General features: G+C 66.3%; 21 protein-coding genes. 5 read left to right on the top strand and 16 right to left on the bottom strand.

Features of this window, described 5'->3' with window-relative positions:
* Positions 1-5: 5 nt before the first annotated feature.
* Positions 6-2507 carry a penicillin acylase family protein gene (locus tag ACN9MV_RS11950; protein ID WP_426392359.1) on the bottom strand — a complete coding sequence of 834 codons (2502 nt, stop codon included), beginning with the start codon at positions 2505-2507 and terminating at the stop codon, positions 6-8.
* A 109-nt stretch (positions 2508-2616) separates the two neighbouring features.
* Here ACN9MV_RS11950 and ACN9MV_RS11945 point away from each other — a divergent pair, with 109 nt between their 5' ends.
* The 3 genes from ACN9MV_RS11945 to ACN9MV_RS11935 all read left to right on the top strand — a co-directional run bounded on the left by ACN9MV_RS11945 (position 2617) and on the right by ACN9MV_RS11935 (position 5339).
* The gene (locus tag ACN9MV_RS11945; protein WP_426392358.1) at positions 2617-3702 is read left to right on the top strand and encodes a PLP-dependent cysteine synthase family protein; all 1086 of its coding nucleotides are present in this window, start codon (positions 2617-2619) and stop codon (positions 3700-3702) included.
* Positions 3702-4769 (top strand): lipocalin-like domain-containing protein, encoded by a 1068-nt coding sequence (locus ACN9MV_RS11940; protein ID WP_426392357.1) that lies wholly within the window; start codon positions 3702-3704, stop codon positions 4767-4769. Before ACN9MV_RS11945 ends, ACN9MV_RS11940 begins: the two co-directional genes overlap by 1 nt.
* A 96-nt stretch (positions 4770-4865) precedes the next feature.
* Positions 4866-5339 (top strand): YXWGXW repeat-containing protein, encoded by a 474-nt coding sequence (locus ACN9MV_RS11935; RefSeq protein WP_093079945.1) that lies wholly within the window; start codon positions 4866-4868, stop codon positions 5337-5339.
* 54 nt (positions 5340-5393) lie between these two features.
* Here ACN9MV_RS11935 and ACN9MV_RS11930 read toward each other — a convergent pair whose 3' ends face one another.
* The 6 genes from ACN9MV_RS11930 to ACN9MV_RS11905 all read right to left on the bottom strand — a co-directional run bounded on the left by ACN9MV_RS11930 (position 5394) and on the right by ACN9MV_RS11905 (position 11299).
* Positions 5394-6380, bottom strand: a complete 987-nt coding sequence (locus tag ACN9MV_RS11930) for a branched-chain amino acid ABC transporter permease (protein WP_176928912.1) — start codon at positions 6378-6380, stop codon at positions 5394-5396.
* Positions 6381-6390: 10 nt separating this feature from the next.
* Positions 6391-7266: a branched-chain amino acid ABC transporter permease gene (locus tag ACN9MV_RS11925; protein ID WP_093057828.1), complete on the bottom strand. Its 876-nt coding sequence runs from the start codon at positions 7264-7266 to the stop codon at positions 6391-6393.
* Between the two features lie 42 nt (positions 7267-7308).
* On the bottom strand, positions 7309-8505 hold the full coding sequence (locus tag ACN9MV_RS11920) for an ABC transporter substrate-binding protein (protein ID WP_093057829.1): 1197 nt from the start codon (positions 8503-8505) through the stop codon (positions 7309-7311).
* A gap of 54 nt (positions 8506-8559) precedes the next feature.
* The gene (locus tag ACN9MV_RS11915; protein WP_256216924.1) at positions 8560-9708 is read right to left on the bottom strand and encodes an ABC transporter substrate-binding protein; all 1149 of its coding nucleotides are present in this window, start codon (positions 9706-9708) and stop codon (positions 8560-8562) included.
* Positions 9709-9821: 113 nt separating this feature from the next.
* The gene (locus ACN9MV_RS11910; protein ID WP_093057831.1) at positions 9822-10529 is read right to left on the bottom strand and encodes an ABC transporter ATP-binding protein; all 708 of its coding nucleotides are present in this window, start codon (positions 10527-10529) and stop codon (positions 9822-9824) included.
* Positions 10529-11299 carry an ABC transporter ATP-binding protein gene (locus tag ACN9MV_RS11905; protein ID WP_093079935.1) on the bottom strand — a complete coding sequence of 257 codons (771 nt, stop codon included), beginning with the start codon at positions 11297-11299 and terminating at the stop codon, positions 10529-10531. Before ACN9MV_RS11905 ends, ACN9MV_RS11910 begins: the two co-directional genes overlap by 1 nt.
* Before the next feature lie 256 nt (positions 11300-11555).
* On the opposite strand from ACN9MV_RS11905, the gene ACN9MV_RS11900 reads away from it, so the two are divergent.
* A complete protein-coding gene (locus tag ACN9MV_RS11900; protein WP_426392355.1) occupies positions 11556-12755 on the top strand; it encodes an AGE family epimerase/isomerase in 1200 nt (399 codons plus the stop codon).
* Positions 12756-12816: 61 nt separating this feature from the next.
* Here ACN9MV_RS11900 and ACN9MV_RS11895 read toward each other — a convergent pair whose 3' ends face one another.
* Genes ACN9MV_RS11895 through ACN9MV_RS11880 form a run of 4 tightly spaced genes read right to left on the bottom strand, consistent with a single transcriptional unit; the run spans position 12817 to position 17823 of the window.
* Positions 12817-14379 (bottom strand): DHA2 family efflux MFS transporter permease subunit, encoded by a 1563-nt coding sequence (locus tag ACN9MV_RS11895; protein WP_426392353.1) that lies wholly within the window; start codon positions 14377-14379, stop codon positions 12817-12819.
* Positions 14380-14429: 50 nt separating this feature from the next.
* On the bottom strand, positions 14430-15764 hold the full coding sequence (locus ACN9MV_RS11890; protein ID WP_093057835.1) for an efflux RND transporter periplasmic adaptor subunit: 1335 nt from the start codon (positions 15762-15764) through the stop codon (positions 14430-14432).
* Between the two features lie 54 nt (positions 15765-15818).
* On the bottom strand, positions 15819-17294 hold the full coding sequence (locus tag ACN9MV_RS11885; RefSeq protein WP_426392351.1) for an efflux transporter outer membrane subunit: 1476 nt from the start codon (positions 17292-17294) through the stop codon (positions 15819-15821).
* Entirely contained in the window at positions 17287-17823 is a 537-nt protein-coding gene (locus tag ACN9MV_RS11880) for a MarR family winged helix-turn-helix transcriptional regulator (protein ID WP_093057837.1), read from the bottom strand. Before ACN9MV_RS11880 ends, ACN9MV_RS11885 begins: the two co-directional genes overlap by 8 nt.
* Positions 17824-17900: 77 nt before the next feature.
* Here ACN9MV_RS11880 and ACN9MV_RS11875 point away from each other — a divergent pair, with 77 nt between their 5' ends.
* Positions 17901-19685 (top strand): ABC transporter transmembrane domain-containing protein, encoded by a 1785-nt coding sequence (locus ACN9MV_RS11875; protein ID WP_093057838.1) that lies wholly within the window; start codon positions 17901-17903, stop codon positions 19683-19685.
* A 22-nt stretch (positions 19686-19707) separates the two neighbouring features.
* On the opposite strand, the gene ACN9MV_RS11870 is transcribed toward ACN9MV_RS11875, so the two are convergent.
* Genes ACN9MV_RS11870 through ACN9MV_RS11850 form a run of 5 tightly spaced genes read right to left on the bottom strand, consistent with a single transcriptional unit; the run spans position 19708 to position 24097 of the window.
* The gene (locus tag ACN9MV_RS11870; RefSeq protein ID WP_093177635.1) at positions 19708-20157 is read right to left on the bottom strand and encodes a DUF1178 family protein; all 450 of its coding nucleotides are present in this window, start codon (positions 20155-20157) and stop codon (positions 19708-19710) included.
* 7 nt (positions 20158-20164) lie between these two features.
* Positions 20165-20776 (bottom strand): NUDIX domain-containing protein, encoded by a 612-nt coding sequence (locus ACN9MV_RS11865; RefSeq protein WP_426392349.1) that lies wholly within the window; start codon positions 20774-20776, stop codon positions 20165-20167.
* Positions 20777-20786: 10 nt separating this feature from the next.
* Positions 20787-21092, bottom strand: a complete 306-nt coding sequence (locus ACN9MV_RS11860) for a DUF2818 family protein (protein WP_093057841.1) — start codon at positions 21090-21092, stop codon at positions 20787-20789.
* Between the two features lie 14 nt (positions 21093-21106).
* Positions 21107-22594: an NADH-quinone oxidoreductase subunit NuoN gene (nuoN, locus tag ACN9MV_RS11855; RefSeq protein ID WP_426392348.1), complete on the bottom strand. Its 1488-nt coding sequence runs from the start codon at positions 22592-22594 to the stop codon at positions 21107-21109.
* 24 nt (positions 22595-22618) lie between these two features.
* A complete protein-coding gene (locus ACN9MV_RS11850) occupies positions 22619-24097 on the bottom strand; it encodes an NADH-quinone oxidoreductase subunit M (RefSeq protein ID WP_093079915.1) in 1479 nt (492 codons plus the stop codon).
* Positions 24098-24110 lie beyond the last annotated feature (13 nt).

Here is a 24110-nt window from a genome sequence, read left to right as displayed (position 1 = left end):
GCGTCTCAGCGCGCCGGCGTCAACTGGATCCGCTCCACCGTTTCCTTCTCGACAGCCCCCCGGCTGTAGACCAGCGGCACGTACTTGCCTTCGAGCCACAGCGGCGCAAGGTCGCGGTAGTTCGGGCTCTCCGGGTTGCCCGACTGGCCCGGCGTGTTGATGACGCGCGAGGCATCCCAGTTGCCCACATCCAGCACCATGCGGAACGATGCGCCCGCCGTCAGCTTGTAGTCGCTGGCCCGGTAGGTGGCCGCCATCGGCGTGAAGGAAGAACCGGACATCGGCCAATCACCCACGTCGAGCTTCTTGCGCGTGGCGGCATCGACCACGCCGCCGAGCGGATGGCGGAACTCGGCGCGATGCAGCGCGCCCCACTTCCAGGCCGCGGGGTCGGGGCCTAGCTTGGTGGTGAGCTCCTGCATCGCCGCTGGCAAGGTCTTGAGCAGCAGTGCATCGCGTTGCTCGTTCGTGACCCAGCCGAAGGGGTTTTCGAGCAGCAGCACCATTCGCGTGTTGTCGCCGGGCGCGGCCAGCGCGGCGCCTGCATCGCCTGCGCCGGCCTTGAGCACGGCGGCACGCAGCGGCTTGCTGCTCCACACCTCGTACAGCGCGGCGGCTGCGCTGTCGCGGTCCATGGTGCCGTCCCAGCTTTGCAGCATGCGCAGCGCTGTTGCCGTTTGCGCGTCGTCGCTGCGCAGGCCGGCCAGCAGCTTCAGCACGCGCTGCGCGGGCGTCGCGACGATGTCGTTCTGCATGCGCTCCGAGTCTTCGATGGAGAAGCGCGAACCCGCCGCCACCTTGGCCGCGAACAGTTCCTTGAGGCGTCGCGCACGCGCCGCGTCGCTCCACTCGTAGCCCACGCCCTTCTTCGCGGCGGGATGGTCGGGCGGAATGTTGTTCTCGTTGGCGGTCACCACATAACCGCGCGACGGGTTGAACTCCGAAGGCAGCTCGTCGCCGTTGCGGAAGCCCGACCATTCGTAGCGCCCGTCGCCGGGCACCGGCATCAGCCCGTCCCAGTTGGGCCGGATGGGCGTGAGGCCGCCGGGAATCCAGCCGACGTTGCCGCTGGTGTCCGCATAGACCTGGTTCTCGCCGGGCGCGCCCCAGCGATTCATCGCCGCGCGGAACTGGTCCCAGTTGCGCGCGCGCATGTAGTCCATGGAGCCGAAGTACGGCGCCATGCCGGGCTCCAGCCACGCCGCGCGCAAGGCATACGCGCGCTGCTTGCCCGGCTCGGCCAGCAGCACCGGGCCATGGCGCGTGAAGGTGTTGACCACCTCGCGAGGCGCGCTCTCGCCCTTGACCGCGATGCGTTCGGTGACGCGCACCATCGGCTCCCAGCGGCCCTGGTAGCGGTACTCGCTGGCATTGCGCGGGTTGAGCTGGTACACGTACAGGTCTTCCTGGTCCATGTAGAAGCGCGTGAGGCCGAAGGCGATGGTGCCGTTGTGCCCAATCGACAGGCCCGGCAGGAAGGGCTCGCCCGCGCCGATGGCGTCCATGCCCGGTGCGCTCAGGTGCGTCATGTAGCGCAGGCTGGGCGCGCCGTGGGCGCGGTGCGGGTCGTTGGCCAGGATGGGACGGCCGGTGGACGTGAGCTTCGGCGAGATCACCCAGTTGTTGCTGCCGTAGGCGCCCGTGGGGTCGCCTTGCGATGCCTGCAGTTGTTCTGCTTCGTCGCTGCCCGGCAGTTGGGCCACCGGTGACGCCAGCCGCGTGTTGGCCTTGGTGAACTGCGGCGACTCGGTTGCGCGCATGTAGGCCGCGCGCAGTTCGGCCGCAGGAATGGTGCACGGGTCGAGCCCCGGCGGTACGCGCGGGTTGATCGGCGGATCGAGCTCGCGGCGCAGCCAGTCGGCCTTGATGCCGGCGCCGCCCGCGCAGTAGGCTTTGGCGCGATCGATCTCCGACGTGAAGTTGAGCGTGAGGCCGTGATGCCGGATGCGCACCACGTCTTCGGGCGACCACGTGGCCGGCTGGTAGCCCAGCAGTGCGAACTCCGGCGGCAGCAACGAAGGCTGCGCGCGCACCTGAGCCACATACGCATTGACGCCGGCCGTGAAGGCCTCGGCCACGCGCTTGGCGTCGGAGCCGTAGGCCAGCCACTCGCGGTACATGTCGCCGCGGTAGAGCACGGCACGCGCGGCGCGGTCGTTCTCGACCCATGCGGGGCCGAAGTCCTTCGCCATTTCGCCGAGGCCGCGCTTGCGCCAGAGGTCCATTTGCCACAGGCGGTCGCGCGCGGCGATGAAGCCCTGCGCCACGAATGCGTCGTAGAGCGTGCCCGCATACAGATGCGGCACGCCCCAGCGGTCGACCAGCACCTCAGCCGGCTTCTCGAGGCCGGGCACGGCGAACGATGAGGAAGGACGCGTGGGCGTCTGCGAACCGGGAGGCCCCGACGCGCAACCCGCAAGCACGAAAGCTGCGAGCGCAACAACGCCGAAGGAATGCCTTTGACCTAACGAGCGCCGCGATGCGGGGCGCAGGTTTGTTCTTTTCATGTGTCTCGTCTCCTGCCTTGTTGTAGATGGCAGGGCACAGTATCCCGATTTGCGTGCCTCATCGCACCTTGTGGGCGTTACAAGGCATGACTTGTAGACTGGCGCCGATATGCAGCAGCAAACACCTTCCACCTCCTCGTCCTACTGCAGCGGCTGGCTCGGCGGCGCAATCCGCCGCATCGAGGCCGACTACCAGCGCAGTGCCGACACGCACCTGATCCCGCTGCCCCTGCCCTCGCTCGCGGCGCACGGCATCGACATGTACCTGAAGGACGAATCGACGCACCCGACCGGCAGCCTCAAGCACCGGCTCGCACGTTCGCTCTTTCTCTATGCGCTGTGCAACGGATGGGTGCGCGAAGGCACGACCATCGTCGAGGCATCGAGCGGCTCGACGGCCGTGAGCGAGGCCTACTTCGCGCGGCTGCTGGGCCTGCCCTTCATCGCGGTGATGCCGCGCACCACCTCGCCCGAAAAGATCGCGCAGATCGCCTTCTACGGCGCGAGCTGCCACTTCGTCGACCATGCCGCGCAGGTGTACGAAGAAGCCCGCGCGCTGGCCGAGCGAACCGGCGGCCACTACATGGACCAGTTCACGTATGCCGAGCGCGCGACCGACTGGCGCGGCAACAACAACATCGCCGAGAGCATGTTCCAGCAGATGTCGCGCGAGCGGCATCCGGTGCCGAAGTGGATCGTGGTGGGTGCGGGCACGGGCGGCACCAGCGCGACCATCGGGCGCTACCTGCGCTATCGCTGCCACGAGACGCAGGTGTGCGTGCCCGACCCCGAGGGCTCGGTGTTCTCGGCCTACCACCGCACGGGCGACGCCACGCTGACGGCCGCCGGCTCGCGCATCGAGGGCATCGGCCGGCCGCGCGTGGAGCCCAGCTTCATCCGCACGCTGGTCGACCGGATGATCGAAGTGCCGAACCTCGATTCGGTGGCGGCCATGCATGCGCTGTCGGCGCTGCTGGGCCGCAAGGTCGGGCCGTCGACGGGCACCAACTTCATCGGCATGCTGGCCGTGGCGCAGGAGATGCGCGCGGCGGGGCAGCAGGGTTCCATTCTTTCGCTGCTGTGCGATGCGGGCGAGCGCTACCTGCCGAGCTACCACGACGCGGCTTGGGTGCGCAACGCCTTCGGCGACATCGGGCCGGCGCAGCAGCGCATCGATGCGCTGGTGGCGTCGTGATGTCTCCCATGCCACTGCTGTCGCGCCGCGGCCTGCTGCTGGCGGCGCTCGCGTCGGGTCCGCTGGCGGCATGGGCATTGCCCGAGCGCCGGCTGGAGTTTCCGCGCGACTTCGGCAGCCACCCTGATCTGCGCACCGAGTGGTGGTACATCACCGGCCATGCGAAGACGCTGGCGGGGCGCGAGTTCGGCTACCAGGTGACCTTCTTCCGTTCGCGCGTCGAGGCCACGCAGGGCATGCGCTCGGCCTTTGCGGCGAAGCACCTCGTGTTCGCGCACGCAGCCGTCACCGACCTGCAAGGCCGCGTGCTGCTGCACGACCAGCGCATCGCGCGCGCGGGCTTCGGCGTGGCGGAGGCGAGCACGAGCGACACCGACGTGCGCATCCGCGACTGGTCGCTGGTGCGGGAAAACGGCCTCTACGTCGCGCGCATTCCGGCAGGCGAGTTCTCGCTCGACCTGCGCTTCACGCCCACGCAGCCGGTGCTGTTGCAAGGCAACGCAGGCCTCTCGCGCAAGGGCCCCGATGAATCGCAGGCAAGCTACTACTACAGCGAGCCGCAACTCAAGGCGCAGGGCAAGCTCACGCTGAAGGGACAGGCTTTCGACGTGGGCGGAACCGCATGGCTCGACCACGAATGGAGCGAAGCGCTGATGCACCCCGAGGCCGTGGGCTGGGACTGGATCGGCATGAACCTCGACGACGGCAGCGCCCTCACCGCCTTCCACCTGCGGCGCAGCGACGGCAGCGCGCTGTGGGGCGGCGGCTCGTTCCGCCCGCGCGATGGCGTGGCTCGCATCTTCAAGAATGACGAGGTGCGCTTCGAGAGCCTCAAGACCTGGGACAGCCCGCGCACGCAGGCGAAGTACCCGACGCAATGGCGCGTACAGACGCCCTCTGGCAACTTCGAGGTGCGCGCCCTGCTCGACGACCAGGAACTGGACAGCCGCGGCTCGACCGGCGGCGTGTACTGGGAAGGCGTGAGCGACCTGCTCGACGCCCAGGGGCGCCGTGTAGGCCGTGGCTACCTGGAAATGACCGGCTACGCCGCACCGCTGAAGCTGTAACCGTTGTAGCCGCGCACAAGCACTGACAACCAGCCCCCTCCCGCGTGCGTTGGGAATAATGTCCAGAACTCATCTGAAAACCAGAGGATCCCCATCATGAAGATTCGACTTGCCGTGCTGGCCGTGGCCGGCGCCCTTTCCATCCTTGCGAGTCCCCTTGCCGCCAACGCGCAGGTCTCGGTGAACATCAATGTGCCCGGGCTGGTGATGACGGCACCGCCGCCGCCACGCTACGAACCCCTGCCACCGCCGCGCGGCGGCTTTGTCTGGGTGCCGGGCCGCTGGGCCTGGGATGGCCGTGCCTACGGATGGCGTCCGGGCGGCTGGCAGCCCGAGCGCGCAGGCTACGCCTATGCCCCTGGCCGCTGGGTCGAGGACCGCGGCGGCTGGCGCTGGACCGAAGGCGACTGGCGCCGGCGCGAGGCTTACCGTGAAGCGCGCCGCGAACGCGAGTGGGAAGAAGAGCATCGCCGCCGCGACCATGATCGCGACTATCGGCGCGGCCATGACCACGATCGCGACCGCGGCGATTTCTGCCCGCCCGGCCAGGCGAAAAAAGGCAACTGCTGATGCAATGAAAAAAGGGAGCCTCGGCTCCCTTTTTCATTGCAGTTGCCTTGCTTGCTATTTGGCTCGTCGCCGCTCGATGAACGCAATGATCTCGCCCATGATCCCCTTGCGGAACGCCAGCACGCAGATCACGAAGATCAGGCCCGTGACCATGGTCACCGACTCGCCCAGCGTATTGAACCAGTCGATCGTCGTGATGCGCGCCAGGAAGTTGCCGAGTTCGCCGATCTTGTTCTCCAGCAGCACCACCACCGCCGAGCCCACCAGCGGACCCGAAAGCGTGCCGAGGCCGCCCACCAGCGTCATCAGGATGACCTGGCCCGAGGCGGTCCAGTGCACGTCCGACAACGTGGCGAAGCCCAGCACCAGCGTCTTGAGCGAACCGGCCAGGCCCGACAGCGCCGCCGAGATCACGAAGGCCAGCAGCTTGAAGCGACTCACGTCGTAGCCCAGCGACAGCGCGCGCGGCTCGTTCTCCTTGATGCCCTTCAACACCTGCCCGAAGGGCGAGTGGATGGTGCGCACGATCAGCAGGAAGGCCGCGACCACGATGACCAGCGCGACGTAGTACATCGTGAGGTCGTTCGACAGGTCGATCAGGCCGAAGAGCTTGCCGCGCGGCACGCCCTGCAGGCCGTCTTCGCCGCCCGTGAACTTGGCCTGCAGCGCGACGAAGAACATCATCTGCGCGAGCGCCAGCGTGATCATCGCGAAGTAGATGCCCTGCCGGCGAATGGCCAGCACACCGAAGAGCCAGCCGAGGAAAGCGCCAGTGAGCGTGCCCGCGATCAGGCCCAGTTCGGGCGTGAGGCCCCAGACCTTGATCGCATGGCCCGCGACGTACGCGGAGCCACCAAGGAAGGCCGCATGCCCGAACGACAGCAGGCCCGTGAAGCCCAGCAGCAGGTTGAAGGCCGCGGCGAAGAGTGCGAAGCACATCAGCTTCATCACGAACACCGGGTAGGCGCCGAAGAACGGCGCCAGGAGCAGCGCGACCAGCAGCAAGGCGTAGACGACGGTGGAGATTTTTTTCATGTTCATGCCGTTCGCCTTATTTCTCTTTGCCGAACAGGCCGGCGGGGCGAATCAACAGCACGATGACCATGATCACGAACACAACCGTAGACGATGCCTCGGGATAGAAAACCTTGGTGAGCCCTTCGATCACACCGAGCCCGAGGCCCGTGAGGATGGCGCCCATGATGGAGCCCATCCCGCCGATCACCACCACGGCGAACACCACGATGATGAGGTTCTGCCCCATCAGCGGCGACACCTGCATCACCGGCGCGGCCAGCACGCCTGCGAAGGCCGCGAGCGCGCAGCCAAAGGCGTAGGTCAGCGTGATCATCAACGGCACGTTGACGCCGAAGGCTTCCACGAGCCGCGGGTTCTCGGTGCCGGCGCGCAGGTAGGCACCCAGGCGCGTCTTCTCGATCACGTACCAGGTGGCGAAGCACACCACGAGCGAGGCGACGACCACCCAGGCGCGGTAGTTCGGCAGCACCATGAAGCCAAGGTCGGTGGCGCTCGACAGCGCATCAGGCGCGTCGTAGGGCAGCCCCGACACGCCGTAGATCGAGCGGAACACGCCCTCGATCAGCAGCGTGAGGCCCAGCGTGAGCAGCAGGCCGTAGAGGTGGTCGAGCTTGTAGATCCAGCGCAGCAGCAGGCGCTCGATGAGCACGCCGAAGATGCCGATGACGACGGGCGCCGCGATCAGCATCACCCAGTAGTTGACGCCGAGGTACTCCATCGCCATCCACGTGAGGACAGCGCCGAGCATGAACAGCGCGCCATGTGCGAAGTTGATGACGTTGAGCAGGCCGAAGATCACCGCCAGCCCGAGGCTCAGGATGGCGTAGAAGGAGCCGTTGACCAACCCCAGGAGGAGCTGGCTCAAAAGCGCGGGAAGGGAAATGGTCATAAGCGTTTCAACGAACCCGGGCGGCTGCGCGCCCGCGGGGGATCACTTCCAGAGGGCGCACTTGCTCTCGGCCTTCGTCGTGAAGACCTCTTCGCCCTTGAGCTTCTGGATTACCTTGTAGTAGTCCCACGGCTGCTTGGATTCGGCCGGCGACTTGACCTGCACCAGGTACATGTCGTGCACGAAGCGGCCATCGGCGCGCACTGTGCCCTTTGCGTAGAAGTCGTCGATGGGCGTGGCCTTGATCGTCTCCATCACCTTGTCGGCATCGACCGTCTTGGCAGCCTGCACGGCCTTCAGGTAGGTCATGGTGGCCGAGTAGTCGGCTGCCTGGATGTCGGTGGGCATGCGCTTGGTCTTCTCGAAGAAGCGCTTGCCGAAGGCGCGCGTCTTGTCGTCGAGGTTCCAGTCCCAGCTGGTGGTGAGCAGCAGGCCTTCGGTGTTCTTCAGGCCCAGGCTGTGCACGTCGGTCACGAACACCAGCAGGCCGACCATCTTCATGGTCTTGGTGATGCCGAATTCCTTGGCCGCCTTGATCGAGTTGATGGTGTCGCCGCCTGCATTGGCCAGCGCCAGCACCTGGGCCTTGGAGTTCTGCGCCTGCAGCAGGAACGAAGAGAAGTCGGAGGTGTTGAGCGGATGCTTCACGCTGCCCACCACCGTACCGCCCTTCTCTTTCACGACCTTGGAGGCATCGGCCTCCAGCGCCTGGCCGAAGGCGTAGTCGGCGGTGAGGAAATACCAGCTCTTGTCGCCGCGCGCAATCACCGCGCTGCCGGTGCCCTTGGCCAGCGCCACGGTGTCGTAGGCGTAGTGCACGGTGTAGGGGCTGCACTGCTCGTTGGTGAGCGCCGAGCTGCCCGCGCCGTTCACGACGAACACGCGCTTCTTCTCCTGCGCCACCTTGGCCATGGCCAGGGCTGTGCCCGAGCTGGTGCCGCCGAACAGCATCGTCAGGCCCTGCGTGTCGATCCATTCGCGCGCCTTGGAGGCGGCGATGTCGGCCTTGTTCTGGTGGTCGGCCTGCAGCAGCTCGATGGGCATGCCATTGACCTTGCCGCCGAAGTCGTCGATGGCCATCTGGATCGCGAGGGCGCCGTTCTTGCCCTCCACGTCCGCGTAGAGGCTCGACATGTCGGTGATGAAACCGATCTTGACCTTGTCCTGGGCCTGCGCGGCGCCAACGGCCATGAGGCAGGTAGCGGCGAGGCAGGCAGAGGCGATGAGCGTGCGTTTCATGGGATGGTTCTCTCGGTTGACTTCGGTGGGAGGGTCTGGCGCGGCGTCAGCCGGTTATTTCCAGAGAGCGCATTTCGTCTCGGCCTTCGTGGTGAAGACCTGGTCGCCCGGCAGCGTCTTGAGCACCTTCAGGTAGTCCCAGGGCTTCTTCGATTCGGCGGGCGACTTCACTTCGACCAGGTACATGTCGTGGATGAAGCTGCCGTCGGCGCGGATGGTGCCCTTGGCATAGAAGTCGTCGACCTTGGTGCTCTTGAGCTGCGCCATCACCTTGTCGGAGTCGGTGGTCTTGGCGGCGGCCACGGCCTTCAGGTAGGTCATGGTGGCCGAGTAGTCGGCGGCCTGCACGTCGGTCGGCATGCGCTTGGTCTTCTCGAAGAAGCGGTTGGCGAACTTGCGCGATTCGTCGTTCAGGTCCCAGTACCAGCTGGTGGTGTGCAGCAGGCCTTCGGTGTTCTTCAGGCCCAGGCTGTGGATGTCGCTCAGAAAGACCAGCAGGCCGGCCGTCTTCATGGTCTTGTTGATGCCGAATTCCTTGGCCGCCTTGATCGAGTTGATGGTGTCGCCACCAGCATTGGCCAGGCCCAGGATCTGCGCCTTGGAGTTCTGCGCCTGCAGCAGGAACGAGGAGAAGTCCGAAGCGTTCAGCGGATGGCGCACCGCGCCCACCACCGTGCCGCCCTTTTCCTTCACCACCTTGGTGGTGTCGGCTTCGAGCGCGTGGCCGAAGGCGTAGTCGGCCGTCAGGAAGAACCAGCTCTTGCCGCCGCGGTCTACAACCGCCGCGCCGGTGCCTTTGGCCAGCGCCACGGTGTCGTAGGCGTAGTGGATGGTGTAGGGGCTGCACTGCTCGTTGGTGAGCACCGAGCTGCCCGCGCCGTTGTTGAAGTACACGCGCTTCTTCTCTTCCGCAACCTTGGCGGTGGCCAGCGCGGTACCGGAGTTGGTGCCGCCGAAGACCATGGTCACGCCGGCCGTGTCGATCCATTCGCGGGCCTTGGAGGCGGCGATGTCGGCCTTGTTCTGGTGGTCGGCAACCAGCAGCTCGATGGGCTGGCCCAGCGCCTTGCCGCCGAAGTCGTCGATGGCCATCTGGATGGCGGTGGCGCCGCCCTTGCCTTCGAGGTCGGCATACAGGCTCGACAGGTCGGTGACGAAGCCGATCTTCACTTTTTCCTGCGCCTGCGCGGCGCCTGCGCCCATGGCGAGGACGGCGACGGCGGTAGCGATGAGGCCGAGTTTTTTGTTCATGGTGTTGTCTCCTGAAGGAATCTTTGTGGGATGCGAGAAAAGGTCTTGTGGACGTGTCTTTTGCTTCAGACGCCGAGCAGCTCGGTGAGCACTGGCATCTTGGCTTCGAGCTCGGCAGCGCCGAACTTCTCGACGATGCGGCCGTGCTCCATCACGTAGAAGCGGTCGGCCAGCGGCGCGGCGAAGCGGAAGTTCTGCTCCACCATGACGATGGTGTAGCCCTTGGAGCGCAGCGTGGTGATCATGCGGGCCAGCGCCTGCACGATGACGGGCGCAAGGCCTTCGGAAATCTCGTCGAGCAAGAGCAGCTTGGCACCCGTGCGCAGGATGCGCGCCACGGCCAGCATCTGCTGCTCGCCGCCCGACAGGCGCGTGCCCTGGCTGTTGCGGCGCTCGGCCAGGTTGGGGAACATGGCGTAGATCTCTTCGACCGACATGCCCTGCCCCGCGCCCTTGAGTTCGGGCGGCAGCAGGAGGTTTTCCTCGCACGAGAGGCTGGCGAAGATGCCGCGCTCTTCAGGGCAATAGCCGATGCCCAGGTGCGCAATGCGGTGCGTCGGCATGCCGATGGTCTCTTTGCCATTGACCTCGATGCTGCCCTTGCGTGCGCCGGTCAGGCCCATGATGGCCCGCAGCGTGGTGGTGCGGCCCGCGCCGTTGCGGCCCAGCAGCGTGACGACTTCGCCGGGCTGCACGACCATGTCGACGCCGTGCAGCACGTGCGATTCGCCGTACCAGGCTTGAAGGTCCTTGATTTCCAATGCGGCGGTCATCAGTGGGCCCCTTGGAGTTGGCCGTCGGTGGTGCCCATGTAGGCTTCCATCACCTGCGGGTTCTTCGAGACTTCGGCGTACGGGCCTTCGGCCAGCACGGCGCCGCGCTGCAGCACGGTGATGGTGTCGGCAATGGTCGAGACCACGCTCATGTTGTGTTCGACCATCAGGATGGTGCGTCCGGCCGACACGCGCTTGATGAGTTCGGCCACGCGGTGCACGTCTTCGTGGCCCATGCCCTGCGTAGGTTCGTCGAGCAGCATCAGCTCGGGTTCCATTGCGAGCGTGGTCGCGATCTCGAGCGCGCGCTTGCGGCCGTAGGGCAGGTTCACGGTCTGTTCGTCGGCGAGTTCTTCGAGGCCGACTTCAGCCAGCAGCTCGCGGGCTCTGGCATCCAATGGCTTGAGCGATTTCTCGCTCTTCCAGAAGTGGTACGAGGTGCCGAGGCGCCTTTGGAGGCCCAGCCGCACGTTCTCGAGCAGCGTGAGGTGCGGGAACACGGCCGAGATCTGGAACGAGCGGATGATGCCGCGCCGCGCAATCTGCGCGGGCCGCTCGCCGGTGATGTCCTGCCCGTTGAACAGGATCGTGCCGGTGGTCGGTTCGAGGAACTTGGTGAGCAGGTTGAAGCAGGTCGTCTTGCCGGCACCGTTCGGACCGATGAGCGCGTGGATGGATCCGCGCACCACCGACAGGTCGACCTTGCTGACCGCCGTGAACCCTTTGAATTCCTTGGTGAGCTGGCGTGTTTCGAGAATGACGTCGCTCATCTCGCGAAGTCGCCCGGGTACGGAAAAAGAATATCGGTCATGCGGTCCATCTCAATGCGCCACCATCGAGCGCGGACCGATTGTTCGTGGGCCTACCCCGCTTGCATACTGGGGCAAATGCCTATGCTGCAGTGCAACCTGCACGGACCGGCGCACATTCGAATCGGGGACTGTCGTTATGACGACAAAGAAAGCTCCGGCGGCATCGGAAACCCCAAGCCGGTGCGCGCAGGGGTCTGCGTAGACTGCAACCAACATGCCGGACTTCCGCTCTCCCGACTTCCTGACCGACCACATCCTGCACACGCTGGCTTTCTACGAGCCGCGCGACCTCGATGCCACGGGCGGCTTCTTTCATTTCTTCAAGGACGACGGCACGGTGTACGACCGGCGTACGCGCCATCTCGTGAGCAGCACGCGCTTCGTGTTCAACCATGCGATGGCGTATCGCCGCTTCGGCATTCCCGCGCATCTTGCAGCCGCGCGGCACGGGCTTGCGTTCGTCGAGCATGCGCATCGGCAGCCGGGTGGCGGCTATGCATGGCAGATCGACTGGCATCAGCAGCGCGCCACCGTGCAGGACGGCACCAATCACTGCTACGGCCTGGACTTCGTGCTGCTCGCGCAAGCGCATGCGCTGATGGCCGGCATCGAGGAAGCGTATGCGGGGCTGGAGCACACCTGGCAACTGATGGAACAGCATTTCTGGGAGCCACGGCACCAGCTCTATGCCGACGAGGCCACCACCGACTGGCGCATCGGCGCCTATCGCGGACAGAACGCCAACATGCACGCCTGCGAGGCCCTGATGGCCGCATTCGAAGCCACGCAGCAAACGCGCTACCTCGACCGCGCGCTGGCAGTGGCCGAATCAGTGACCGGCAAGCAGGCCGCGCTGGCAGACGGACTGGTCTGGGAACACTACCGCGAAGACTGGTCGGTCGATTGGGACTACAACCGCGGAGACAAGAGCAACATCTTCAGGCCCTGGGGCTTCCAGACCGGCCACCTGACCGAGTGGGCCAAGCTGCTGCTGCAGCTCGAAGGCCATCTCGCCACCAAGGACCGTACGGCCGACTGGATCGTGCCGCGCGCGCGCCATTTCTTCGACACCGCCATGTTCCGCGGCTGGGACGCCGACAACGGCGGGCTGGTCTACGGCTTCGGCCCCGACGGCAAAGTGTGCGACGACGACAAGTACTTCTGGGTACAGGCCGAGAGCTTCGCGGCGGCCGCCCTGCTCGCGGTGCGCACCGGCGAGGCCAGCTACTGGGACTGGTACGACAGCATCTGGGCCTACAGCTGGGAGCACTTCGTCGATCACCGGCACGGCGCGTGGTATCGCATCCTCACGCCGCAGAACCGGAAGATCAGCGACGAGAAGAGCCCCGCCGGCAAGACCGACTATCACACCATGGGCGCGTGCCACGACGTGCTCAGGGCACTGCGCAAATAAGAACCCCCAGGCTCCTTGCGGAGGCTGGGGGTGATTGGATCGGCGTGAAGACGATGCGCAGTCAGTGTGCTCCGGCTGCGGCGTCGCCACCGGCGCCGCCCTTCTGCGGCCTTGCCAGCCACACCAGCGGAATCAGCAGCAGGAACAGGATCGCTGACGCGTAGAAGATGTCGTTCGTGGCCAGCATGTAGGCCTGCTGGTCGACGATGCGGTTGATCTGCCCCAGCACCTGGTCGGCGCTGAAGCCGCTGGCGTTGAGCCCGGACATCGCGCTCGTGGCTGCGTTGTTGCCCTGGTTGATCGTCTCGGCCAGTTGCGTATGGTGCAGCGTGGCACGGTTGTCCCACAGCGTGGTGGTGATCGACGTGCCCATCGCACCCGCCGTGATCCGCAGGAAGTTCGACAGCCCCGACGCGGCCGGGATGCGGTCTGGCGTGAGGCCCGACAGCGTGATGGTCACGAGCGGGATGAAGAAGAACGCCATCGCGATGCCCTGGATCACCGTCGGGATGATGATGGTGACGAAGTCGGCCTGCGTGTTGAAGTTCGACCGCATCCACAGCACCAGTGCGAACACCAGGAACGAGAAGGTCGCGTAGCGGCGCGGATCGATCTTGGCCACCGTGAGCCCCACCACCGGCGAGAAGAAGATCGCCAGCAGCCCCACGGGCGCCATGATCATCCCCGCCTGCGTGGCGGTGTAGCCCATCCACTGCTGCAGCCACAGCGGCAGCAGCACCACATTGCCGAAGAACAGGCCGTAGGCCACGGCCGTTGCCACGGCGCCCGACCAGAAGTTGCGGCGCTTGAACAGCGACAGGTCGACCACCGGGTGCTTGTCGGTCAGCTCCCAGACCAGGAAGAACGCGAAGCCGACCACGGACACCACCGCCAGCGTGACGATCTGCGCCGAGTGGAACCAGTCGAGCTCCTTGCCCTTGTCGAGCATCAGTTGCAGCGAGCCCACCCACAGCACCAGCAGCGCGAGGCCGACGGCGTCGATAGGCACCTTGTGCGTGCTGCTCTCGCGCTTGCGGTACAGCGTCCAGGTGATGACGGCCGCGACGATACCCACGGGGATGTTGATGTAGAAGATCCACGGCCACGAGATGTTGTCGGTGATCCAGCCGCCCAGCAGCGGCCCCATCACCGGCGCGACCAGCGTGGTCATCGACCACATGGCCATCGCAAGGCCTGCCTTGGCGCGCGGATAGCTCGACAGCAGCAGCGTCTGCGACAGCGGAATCATCGGACCCGCAACGAAGCCCTGCAGCGCGCGGAAGGCGATCAGCGTCGTCATGTTCGGCGCCAGGCCGCACAGCAGCGAGGCGACCATGAACAGGATCACGCTGGCCATGAACAGGCGCACCTGTCCGAAGCGCTGCGTCATGAAGCCCGTGAGCGGCACCGCGATGGCGTTGGCCACCGCGAAGCTGGTGATGACCCAGGTGCCTTGCGTGGTACTCACGCCCAGGTCGCCCGAGATGGCGGGCAACGACACGTTCGCGATCGACGAATCGAGCACGTTCATGAAGGTTGCCGCAGACAGCGCTACCGTGCCCCAGACGCGGGCTGCGCCTTCGAGCGGTGGATGCGCAACGTAAGCAGGAGCAGCGGTGGCCATTGCGGTCGCGCGAACTGTTTGCCTGAGTTACCCGAGGGAAGCGCGGGCGATCAGCCCGGCTGCCCCTGCACTGCCACCGATGCCGCGGCGGGCGCGCTCGACGGTGCCGCCGAGCCCTTCGACGGCGCGGTGGCCGTTGCCGGTGCGCTGCGGCCGAGGTTGGCCGCGACGATGCGGTCGACTTCGGCGTCGGCGCCGCGGTCGAGCTGGCTGTACACGGCCGTCTGCGTCAGCGCGGTGGCGCGCGGCGCGTCGGCGAGCATCTTGCCGCTCTTGGACGAGATGTCGACTTCGGCGTCCATCGACAGGCCGATGCGCAGCGGGTTGGCCTTGAGCTGCTCGGGGTCGAGCGCGATGCGCACGGGCACGCGCTGCACCACCTTGATCCAGTTGCCGGTGGCGTTCTGCGCGGGCAGCAGCGCGAACGCACTGCCGGTGCCGACGCCCAGGCCCGCAACCTTGCCGGTGTACTCGACCTTCTTGCCGTACACGTCGGCCGTGAGCTTCACGGGCTGGTCGATGCGGATGTTGCGCAGCTGCACTTCCTTGAAGTTGGCGTCGACCCACAGCTGGTTGAGCGGCACGATCGACATCATCGGCGTGCCGGCGGCCACGCGCTGGCCGAGCTGCACGGTGCGCTTGGCGACATAGCCGTCGACCGGTGCGGGCATGGCCACGCGCTGGGTGGCGAGGTAGGCCTCGCGCACCTTGGCGGCGGCGGCCAGCACGCTCGGGTGCTGGGCCACGCTGGTGCCGTCGGTCAGCGACTGGTTGCTGACCAGCGCTTCCTTCGCGGCGACCACACCGGCCTGCGCCGCGGCGAGTGCGCTCTTGGCGGTGTCGAGCTGCGTCTCGGCGTGGTTGAGTTCTTCCTTCGACACGGCGCCGTTGCCCGACAGCGCGCGGCGGCGCTGCAGGTCGTCCTGCGCCTTGGCGATGTCGCTCTGCGCCTTCACGATGTCGGACTGGCGCAGCGTGACCTGCGCGGCCAGCGAGCCGTTGTTGGCGTACAGCGTGCGCACCTGGCGCACGGCTTGCGCGAGCGCAGCCTCGGCCTGTTCGAGCGATACCTTGGCGTCGGCCGGATCGAGCTGCACCAGGGGCTGGCCGGCCTTCACGAAGTCGGTGTCGTCGGCGCCGATGGCCATCACGGTGCCGCCGATCTGCGGCGTGATCTGGATGACGTTGCCCTGCACGTAGGCGTTGTCGGTGTCCTCGTAGTGGCTGGCAACCAGCCATTCGTAGAGGCCCCAGCCGCCGCCGACGACGATCACCACCGCGGCGAGCGCGGTGAGTGCGCGGCGGCGCTTGCCGCTGTTGGCGGGCGCCTCGGGGGCTGCAGGAGCTGCAGCTGCAGCGGGCGTCGGAGTGTTGTTGTCGCTCATGATGAAGTTCTTTCCGAAGACGAGGAAGTCGGGTCAGTTCTGGTCGGTTCTTGTTCAGTTCACTGCGGCCGCGGGGGCCGAGGCGGTGGCCGTGGCCGGGGGCTGCCAGCCGCCGCCCAGCGCGCGCGCCAGGCCCACCTGCGTGTCGAGCGCGCGGGCGGCGAGGTCGACGGCCAGCCGGCGCTGCGCCAGCACGGAGGTTTCTGCGGTCAGCACGTTGAGGTAGTTGCCGAGGCCCGCGCGGTAGCGCTGCACAGCGATGTCGTAGGCGCCTTCGGCAGCGGTCTGCGCTGCGCGTTGTTCGGTTTGCTGGCGCGTGATCGACTGCGCGCTCGTGACCTGGTCGGCCGCGTCGCGCACCGCGTCGAGCACGGTGGCGTTGTAGCTTTCGATGGCCACGTCGAGGTCGGCCGACTTGCCGCGCAGGTTGGCGCGCAGCTTGCCGCCTTCGAAGATCGGCAGGCTGATGGCCGGGCCCACGCCCCACTGCTCGCTGCCCGACTTCAGCAGCTTGCCGAAGCCCAGGCTCTGGAAGCCGACGAAGGCCGTGAGGTTCACGTTGGGATAGAAGAGCATCCTGGCGTTGGCCACGTCGCTCGTGGCGGCCTCGACGCGCCAGCGCGCGGCGGCGATGTCGGCGCGGCGGCCGAGCAGGTCGGCCGGAATGCTCCCCTGCAGTGCCATCGGCTTGACGCCGGCAAGCACCGGCGGCTTTAGCGATGCCGACACATTCGGCTGGCCGACGAGCGCGTCGAGCGCGTGCTGTTGCAGCGCGATCTGCTCGTTGAGCGATTCGATCTGCTGGCGTGCCTCGGGCAGGCCGCCTTCGCTCTGGCGCAGTTCGAGGCGGGTGTCGAGGCCGGCGGACACGCGGTCGCGCACGAGCTTGAGCGTTTCGTCACGCTGCGCCAGCGTGCGCTGGGCCACGGTGAGCTGGTCGTTCAGGCGCGCCCATTGAAAGTAGCTGCGCGCCACGTTGCTCGCGAGCAGCACGCGGGCAGCATCCGCATCGGCGGCCGCAGCATTCGCCGAGCCGATGGCGGCGTCGAGCGCGGTGCGGTTCTTGCCGAAGAAGTCGAGCTCCCAGCTTGCGCCGAGCTGCAGCAGGCCGATGTTCTGCGTGGAGCCGCCCAGCGGTGCGGGGTAGATGTAGTTGCTGTTGAACTTCTGGCGATCCAGGTCGAGCTCGGCGTTGACCTTCGGCTTGAGGGCCGAGCCGGCGATGTCGGCGGAGGCCTGCGCGCGCGCGAGGCGGGCTTGCGCGACCTGCAGGTTGGGGTTGCCGGCCACGGCCTGGTCGATCAGCGAATTGAGCTGCGTGTCGCCGAAGGCGAGCCACCATTGGCTGTCGAGGCGGGACACAGGCGCCGCGGCGCTGTCGGGCGCGATGCCCAGCGACGAGGCGTCGCGCAGCTTGGCCTGCGAGCCGATGCCGGCCATGTCGGCACATCCGGCAAGTGCGACCACGAGCAATGCTGCGGCCACGACGGGGGTGCGACGCACAGCGCGCACGGCGAGGGAATCAGTCATTTTTATCTCCACGGGCCGCGAGGGCCTGGGCGTTGTCGAGGATGCGGCGCAAGTAACCCTTGAGCTGCTCCCATTCTTCGGCGCTGAAGCCAGCGAGGTGTTCGTTCTGCACACGGCTGAGCACGTAGGGCACTTCCTTGGCGGCGGCACGGCCTTCGTCGGTGAGTTCGATGTTGACCACTCGGCGGTCTTCGAGCGAGCGCACGCGGCGGCACAGGCCCTTGGCTTCGAGGCGGTCGAGCAGGCGCGTCATGGCGCCGGTGTCGAGCTCGCAGGCGCGGGCCAGTTCGGCCACGGTGGTGGCGGCGCCGGTGTGCAGCTTGTAGAGAGGCAACCATTGCGGATAGGTCGGGCCGCCGGGCTCGCACATGCGGGTTTCTACTGCCTGACCAACCAAAGTGATGATGCGGCGCATCAGATAACCGATGCTCTCTTCGGTCGAGTAGGTCTCCGCGCGATAGAAGACAGGCGGGCGACGCTCGGCGTCGGCAGGGACCGACGGGGCTACTGGAATGTTTGCATCGCTCATGGGGCAAAATATTAGCTGCCGCGGCAGTAATTGTCAAGGCCGCCTTTGTGGAGGCAAGGGATCGTTAGAATCGGCGCATGGCTTCTACCCCACCGTCTTCCATGGCCAAGGGCTCGCCCCGGTCGCTGTCGGGCCTGAGCCCTTTTCTTCGGCCCTACCGCGTGCAGATCGTGCTGGCGGCCCTCTTTCTGGTGCTGGCGGCGGTTACCACGCTGGTTTTCCCTATCGCATTGCGCAGCCTGATTGACGGCGGCTTGATCAGCACCGACAAAGGCGCCCAGACCATGGCGCTGCGCGAGCACTTCGGCGCCCTCTTCGCGGTGGCCGTGGCGCTGGGCGTTTTCTCGGCGGCGCGCTTCTATACGGTGAGCTGGCTGGGCGAGCGCGTGACGGCCGACATCCGCAACGCGGTCTACGGCCATGTGCTGAAACAGAGCCCCGTCTTCTTCGAAACCACGCAGACCGGCGAAGTGCTGTCGCGCCTGACGGCCGACACCACGCTGGTGCAGACGGTCGTCGGCTCGTCGCTGAGCATGGGGCTGCGCAACGCGGTGATGGGCGTGGGCGCCCTGGCGGTGCTGATCTGGACCAATCCTTACGTGATGGTGCAGGTACTGGGCATCCTCGTGCTGGTGGTGCTGCCGAGCATGTGGTTCGGCCGCCGCGTGCGCAAGCTGTCGCGCGCCAGCCAGGACCGCGTGGCCGATTCGAGCGCCATCGCCGCCGAGGTGCTGAATGCCATTCCCGTGGTGCAGAGCTACACGGCTGAAGGCCGCGAGGCCGCGCGCTTCAACGGCTCGACCGAGAACGCCTTTCGCACCGCCGTGCGCCGCACCAAGGCGCGGTCGGTGCTGGTGGCGTTCATCATCATCGCGACCTCGGCGGCGCTGCTCTGGGGCCTTTATCAGGGCACGCAGGCGGTGCTGCGCGGCGACATCACGGCCGGCCACCTGGGCCAGACCGTCGTCTACGTCGCCATCCTGGCCAGCGCGACTGCGGTGCTCGGCGAGGTGTACGGCGACCTGCTGCGTGCAGCCGGCGCGACCGAGCGGCTGATGGAGCTGCTGCATGCGCCCGCCGCCATCTTTTCACCGCCGAGCCCGACCGTCACGCCCGTTCCCGTGGCGGGCAGCACGATCAAGTTCGATGCGGTGACCTTCCATTACCCATCCCGACCAGGCACACCGGCACTGCGCGACTTCAGCCTCGAAGTCGCGCCGGGCGAAACCGTGGCCCTGGTGGGATCGAGCGGCGCGGGCAAAAGCACAGTGTTCCAGCTACTGCTGCGCTACTACGACCCGCAATCGGGCCGCCTGCTGCTCGACGGCGCGCCGCTGGCCTCGCTCGCCCTGCCCGACCTGCGCACCCGCATCGGCCTCGTGCCGCAGGACGCGGTGATCTTCTCGACCACCGCGTTCGAAAACATCCGCTACGGCCGTCCCGAGGCGACAACCGAGGAGGTGCATGCCGCAGCACGCGCCGCCTTTGCCCACGACTTCCTGCAGGCGCTGCCTGAGGGCTACGACACCTTCCTCGGCGAACGCGGCGTGCGGCTGTCGGGCGGGCAACGCCAGCGCATCGCGATTGCGCGCGCGATCCTGAAGAACCCGCCGCTGCTGCTGCTCGACGAAGCCACGAGCGCACTCGATGCGGAAAGCGAACGCATGGTGCAGGCGGCACTGGAATCGGCAATGGAGAACCGGACCACGCTGGTCATCGCTCACCGGCTGGCAACGGTGCAGAAGGCCAATCGCATCGTGGTGCTGGACCACGGCGGAATCGTCGAGCAGGGAACGCATGCGACGCTGGTCGCGCAGGGTGGTGTGTACGCGCGCCTGGCTGCGCTTCAGTTCACGGCCTGAACGGCTGCGACCGGCTGGTCGATTACTGCAGGGTTTCTTTCAGCGCCGCCGGAATCGGCAGCGCCATCACCGGAATGCCTTCGTCGAGCAGCGCTTCGGTCTGCTCCGGCGTCGCCTGGCCGCGAATGCCGCGCTCCTGGGCTTCGCCGTAGTGCATCTTGCGGGCTTCGTCGGCAAAGCGGTCGCCGACGTCTTCGGTCTTTGCCAGCACCTCGCGCACAGCGCGCATCCAGCGGGCTTCGGGTGAGAGTTCGGCGGGAACGTTCGAGGCAGCAGCCGGTGCCGTAGCCTCAGGCGCCTTGGCATTGCCCAGATTGAGGCGCGGCGCGCTCAGCAGCTTGACGATGGCGGTGTCGCCACAGACCGGGCACTCGACCAGTCCGCTGGCCAACTGGCTATCGAAGGCCTCGTTGGACGCGAACCAGCCCTCGAAGCCGTGGCCGTGCGCGCAGCGGAGATTGAGAACCTTCATCCGCGGATTATCCCGCGTGACCTTCCGCAGGGGCAGCCTTCCAATCCAGTGCCCATGCGCCCGAAAGGACGTTCTGCAGCCAGAGCGTGCAGGTCAGGGTCTTGGCGTCGGTCACTTTGCCGTCGCGGCACCAGCCGGCCAGCTCATCGGGCGTGGCCGTGAACACGTCGAGAAACTCGCCATGATCGAGCTGCCGCTCACCGAGTGAAAGGCCGCGCGCAAAGTAGATGTGGATGATTTCGGTCGAGTACGCCACCGCCAGGTGCATCGCACCCGCATACGCCCATTCGCGCGCGGTATAGCCGGTTTCCTCAATCAGTTCGCGCCGGCCGCAATCGAAAGGGTCTTCGCCCGCATCGAGCTTGCCCGCCGGAAATTCGATCATCACGTGGCCGACCGGGTAGCGGAACTGCCGCTCCAGCACCACTCGCCCGTCTTCCAGCAACGGAATCACCACCACGGCGCCCGGATGCACCACGTACTCGCGCGTGGCGCTGTGGCCATCGGGCAACCGGATGGTGTCTCGCCTGGCCTCCAGGAACTTGCCCTTGAACAGCTCTTCGCGGCTCGTGAGCTCTTCCTTCAGATGGGAATCGGTGGTGTCGATGGGCGTGGTCATGTCGTCCTCGTCAATGCCTGTGCTTCATCAGATAGCGCCAGGTGAATCCTGGAAAGGCCAGCACGATGAACAGCGCGCCAGTCACCGCATAGAACTCCCAGCCCTGCGGGGCAATCTGCCCCGCCCTGCGCTCGAACAGCAGCCCGATACCGCCGGCCAGAAAGTACAAGACCACCAGTTCGGCGAGACGCACCGCGAGCGACTTGGGCTTTGTCGCCAGCGGCACGACGCCGAACAGGCGGTCGTTGAAGAACGGCAGGTTGGCAGCCACCAGGGCCACCAGCAGAACGACCCAGACCGACGCGGTTTGCGACACCAGGCCGGGCCGCGTCAGTGGGCCAGGGTTGCCACGATCGCGTCGTAGCAAAGCGTCATCAGGCCGCCGGGCACGATGCCCAGGATCAGGATCAGCGCACCGTTGATCGTGAGCACCGTGCGCACGTCGCGCGGCGCCGACACGGTGGTGGCCGTGACGGGTGCGTCGAAGTACATGACCTTGACCACGCGCAGGTAGTAGAACGCGCCGATCAGCGACATCATCACCGCGAACACGGCCAGGCCGATGTAGATGGCGTGGCCCGATGCAATCAGCGCCTGCAGCACGGCCAGCTTCGCGTAGAAGCCGACCAGCGGCGGCAGACCTGCCAGCGAGAACATCGCAATGGCCATCACGCCGGCGTACAGCGGGCTGCGCTGATTCAGGCCAGCCAGGTCGGTGATTTCTTCGCTTTCGAAGCCTTCGCGCGCCAGCAGCAGGATGATGCCGAAGCTGGCCAGCGTGGTCAGCACGTAGGTCACGATGTAGAACATCGAGGCGCTGTAGGCGTACTGGGCGTTGTAGGTGCCCTGCTGATCCGAGCCGGCGACCAGGCCGAGGAGCATGAAGCCCATCTGCGAGATCGTCGAATAGGCCAGCATGCGCTTCAGGTTGCTCTGCGCAATGGCGGCCAGGTTGCCGACCAGCAGCGAGGCGATGGCGAGCACGGCCAGCATCTGCTGCCAGTCGATGGCAAGCGGCTGCAGAGCGTCGACCAGCAGGCGGATGATGATCGCGAAGGCAGCCAGCTCGGGCGCGGCGCCGATCAGCAGCGTGATCGCAGTCGGAGCGCCCTGGTAGACGTCAGGCACCCACATGTGGAACGGCGCAGCGCCCACCTTGAAGGCCAGGCCGGCGACGATGAACACCAGGCCGAACACCAGCACCTGGTGGTTCACCTTGCCGCTCGCGATGGTCTTGAACACTTCGTTGACGTCGAGCGAGCCGGTCGCGCCGTACATCATCGACAGGCCATACAGCAGGAAGCCGCTGGCCATGGCGCCGAGCACGAAGTACTTCATCGCCGCTTCGCTGGCCACCGCGTTGTCGCGGCGCAGCGCCACCAGCGCATAGCTCGACAGCGTGAGCAGTTCGAGTCCCAGGTAGATCAGCAGGAAGTTGCTGCCCGAGATCATCACGAACATGCCCAGCAGCGCGAACATGCTGACGGTGAACATCTCGCCGCCGCGCAGCATCTCGCGGTCGGCCGCATAGGGACGGCCGTAGACCAGAGTGACCATCAGGGCGATGGTGGCGAAGCACTTGAGCCAGTTGCCCATCGGGTCGCTGACGACCATGCCGCCGAAGCCGTAGATCGTCTTGGCGTCAAGGGCCTGCAGGCCCGACAGCACGGCGACCACGGCAAGCGTGGCCAGCGTCAACACATAGGTGCGGGTACGGCGCGGGCTCGTGTCCGACAGGTCGACCAGCGCAATGATGCAGGCCATGACCAGCAACACGATTTCGGGGTAGATCGTGACCCAGCTGAGTTTGTCAATCATCTCGTTCTCTTCTTCAGCGTGGCATCAGGAAGGCAGCTTCGAAACTGCCACGTGGCGCAGGAGCTCGGTCACCGAGGCGTTCATCGCGTCGGTGAACGGCTTCGGGAACAGGCCCATCCACAGCACGGCAATGGCCAGCAGTGCCAGCATCAGGAACTCGCGGGCGTTGATGTCGCTGAGTTCCTTGACGTGGTCGTTGCCGACCGGACCCAGGTACACGCGCTTGTACATCCAGAGGGTGTAGGCCGCGCCGAAAATCAGCGCGGTGGCGGCGCCGAGGCCGATCCAGAAGTTGGCCTTCACGGCGCCCAGGATCACCATCCACTCGCCCACGAAACCGGCGGTGCCCGGCAGGCCGCAATTGGCCATGGCGAACAGCAGCGCGAACGCGGCGAACTTGGGCATGGTGTTGACCACGCCGCCGTAATCGGCGATCTGGCGCGAGTGCACGCGGTCGTACAGCACGCCGATACCCAGGAACATGGCGCCCGACACGAAACCGTGCGCAATCATCTGCACGATGCCGCCGGACACGCCGAGCTCGTTGAAGATGAAGAAGCCGAGCGTCACGAAGCCCATGTGGGCGACCGACGAGTAGGCCACCAGCTTCTTCATGTCCTGCTGCACTAGCGCCACCAAGCCGACGTAGATCACGGCGATCAGCGACAGCGCGATCATGAGCCAGGCCCATTCGTGCGAGGCATCGGGCGCGATGGGCATCGAGAAGCGCAGGAAGCCATAGGCGCCCAGCTTCAGCATGATCGCGGCCAGCACGGCGGAGCCACCGGTGGGCGCCTCGACGTGCACGTCGGGCAGCCAGGTGTGCACCGGCCACATCGGCACCTTCACGGCGAAGGCCGCGAAGAAAGCAAAGAACAGGAAGGTCTGCGCGGTCGAACCCAGCGGCAGCTTGTGCCAGGCCAGGATGTCGAAGCTGCCGCCCGACTTGTTGTACAGGAAGATCAGCGCAACCAGCATCAGCAGCGAGCCGAGCAAGGTGTACAGGAAGAACTTGAACGCCGCGTAGATCTTGTTCGGGCCGCCCCAGATGCCGATGATCAGGTACATCGGGATCAGCGTGGCTTCGAAGAACACGTAGAACAGCACGCCGTCGAGCGCGGAGAACACGCCGATCATGAAGCCCGACAGGATCAGGAACGCGCCCATGTACTGGTTCACGCGCTCGGTGATCACTTCCCAGGCCGAGATCACGACGACGACCGTGATGAACGACGTCAGCAGCACCAGCCAGAGCGACAGGCCGTCGATCCCGAGGTGGTAGTTGACGTTGAAGCGTGCGATCCAGCCCGTCTTTTCGACGAACTGCATCGCGGCAGTGCCGTTCTGGAAACGCGTGAACAGCGGCACCGTGACCAGGAAGCTCACGATGGCACCGACTAGCGCGACCCAGCGCACGCCCTTGGCATGCTCGTCACGGCCAAACGCCAGCAGCACGGCGCCGAATGCGATCGGCACCCAGATGGCAAGGCTCAACAAACCCATTTTTCTTTTTCTC

The sequence above is a fragment of the Variovorax sp. R-27 genome (assembly GCF_049913215.1).
Taxonomy (GTDB): Bacteria; Pseudomonadota; Gammaproteobacteria; order Burkholderiales; family Burkholderiaceae_C; genus Variovorax.
The sequence above is the reverse complement of the archived record's forward strand: the minus strand, read 5'-3'. Positions and strand labels throughout refer to the sequence as shown.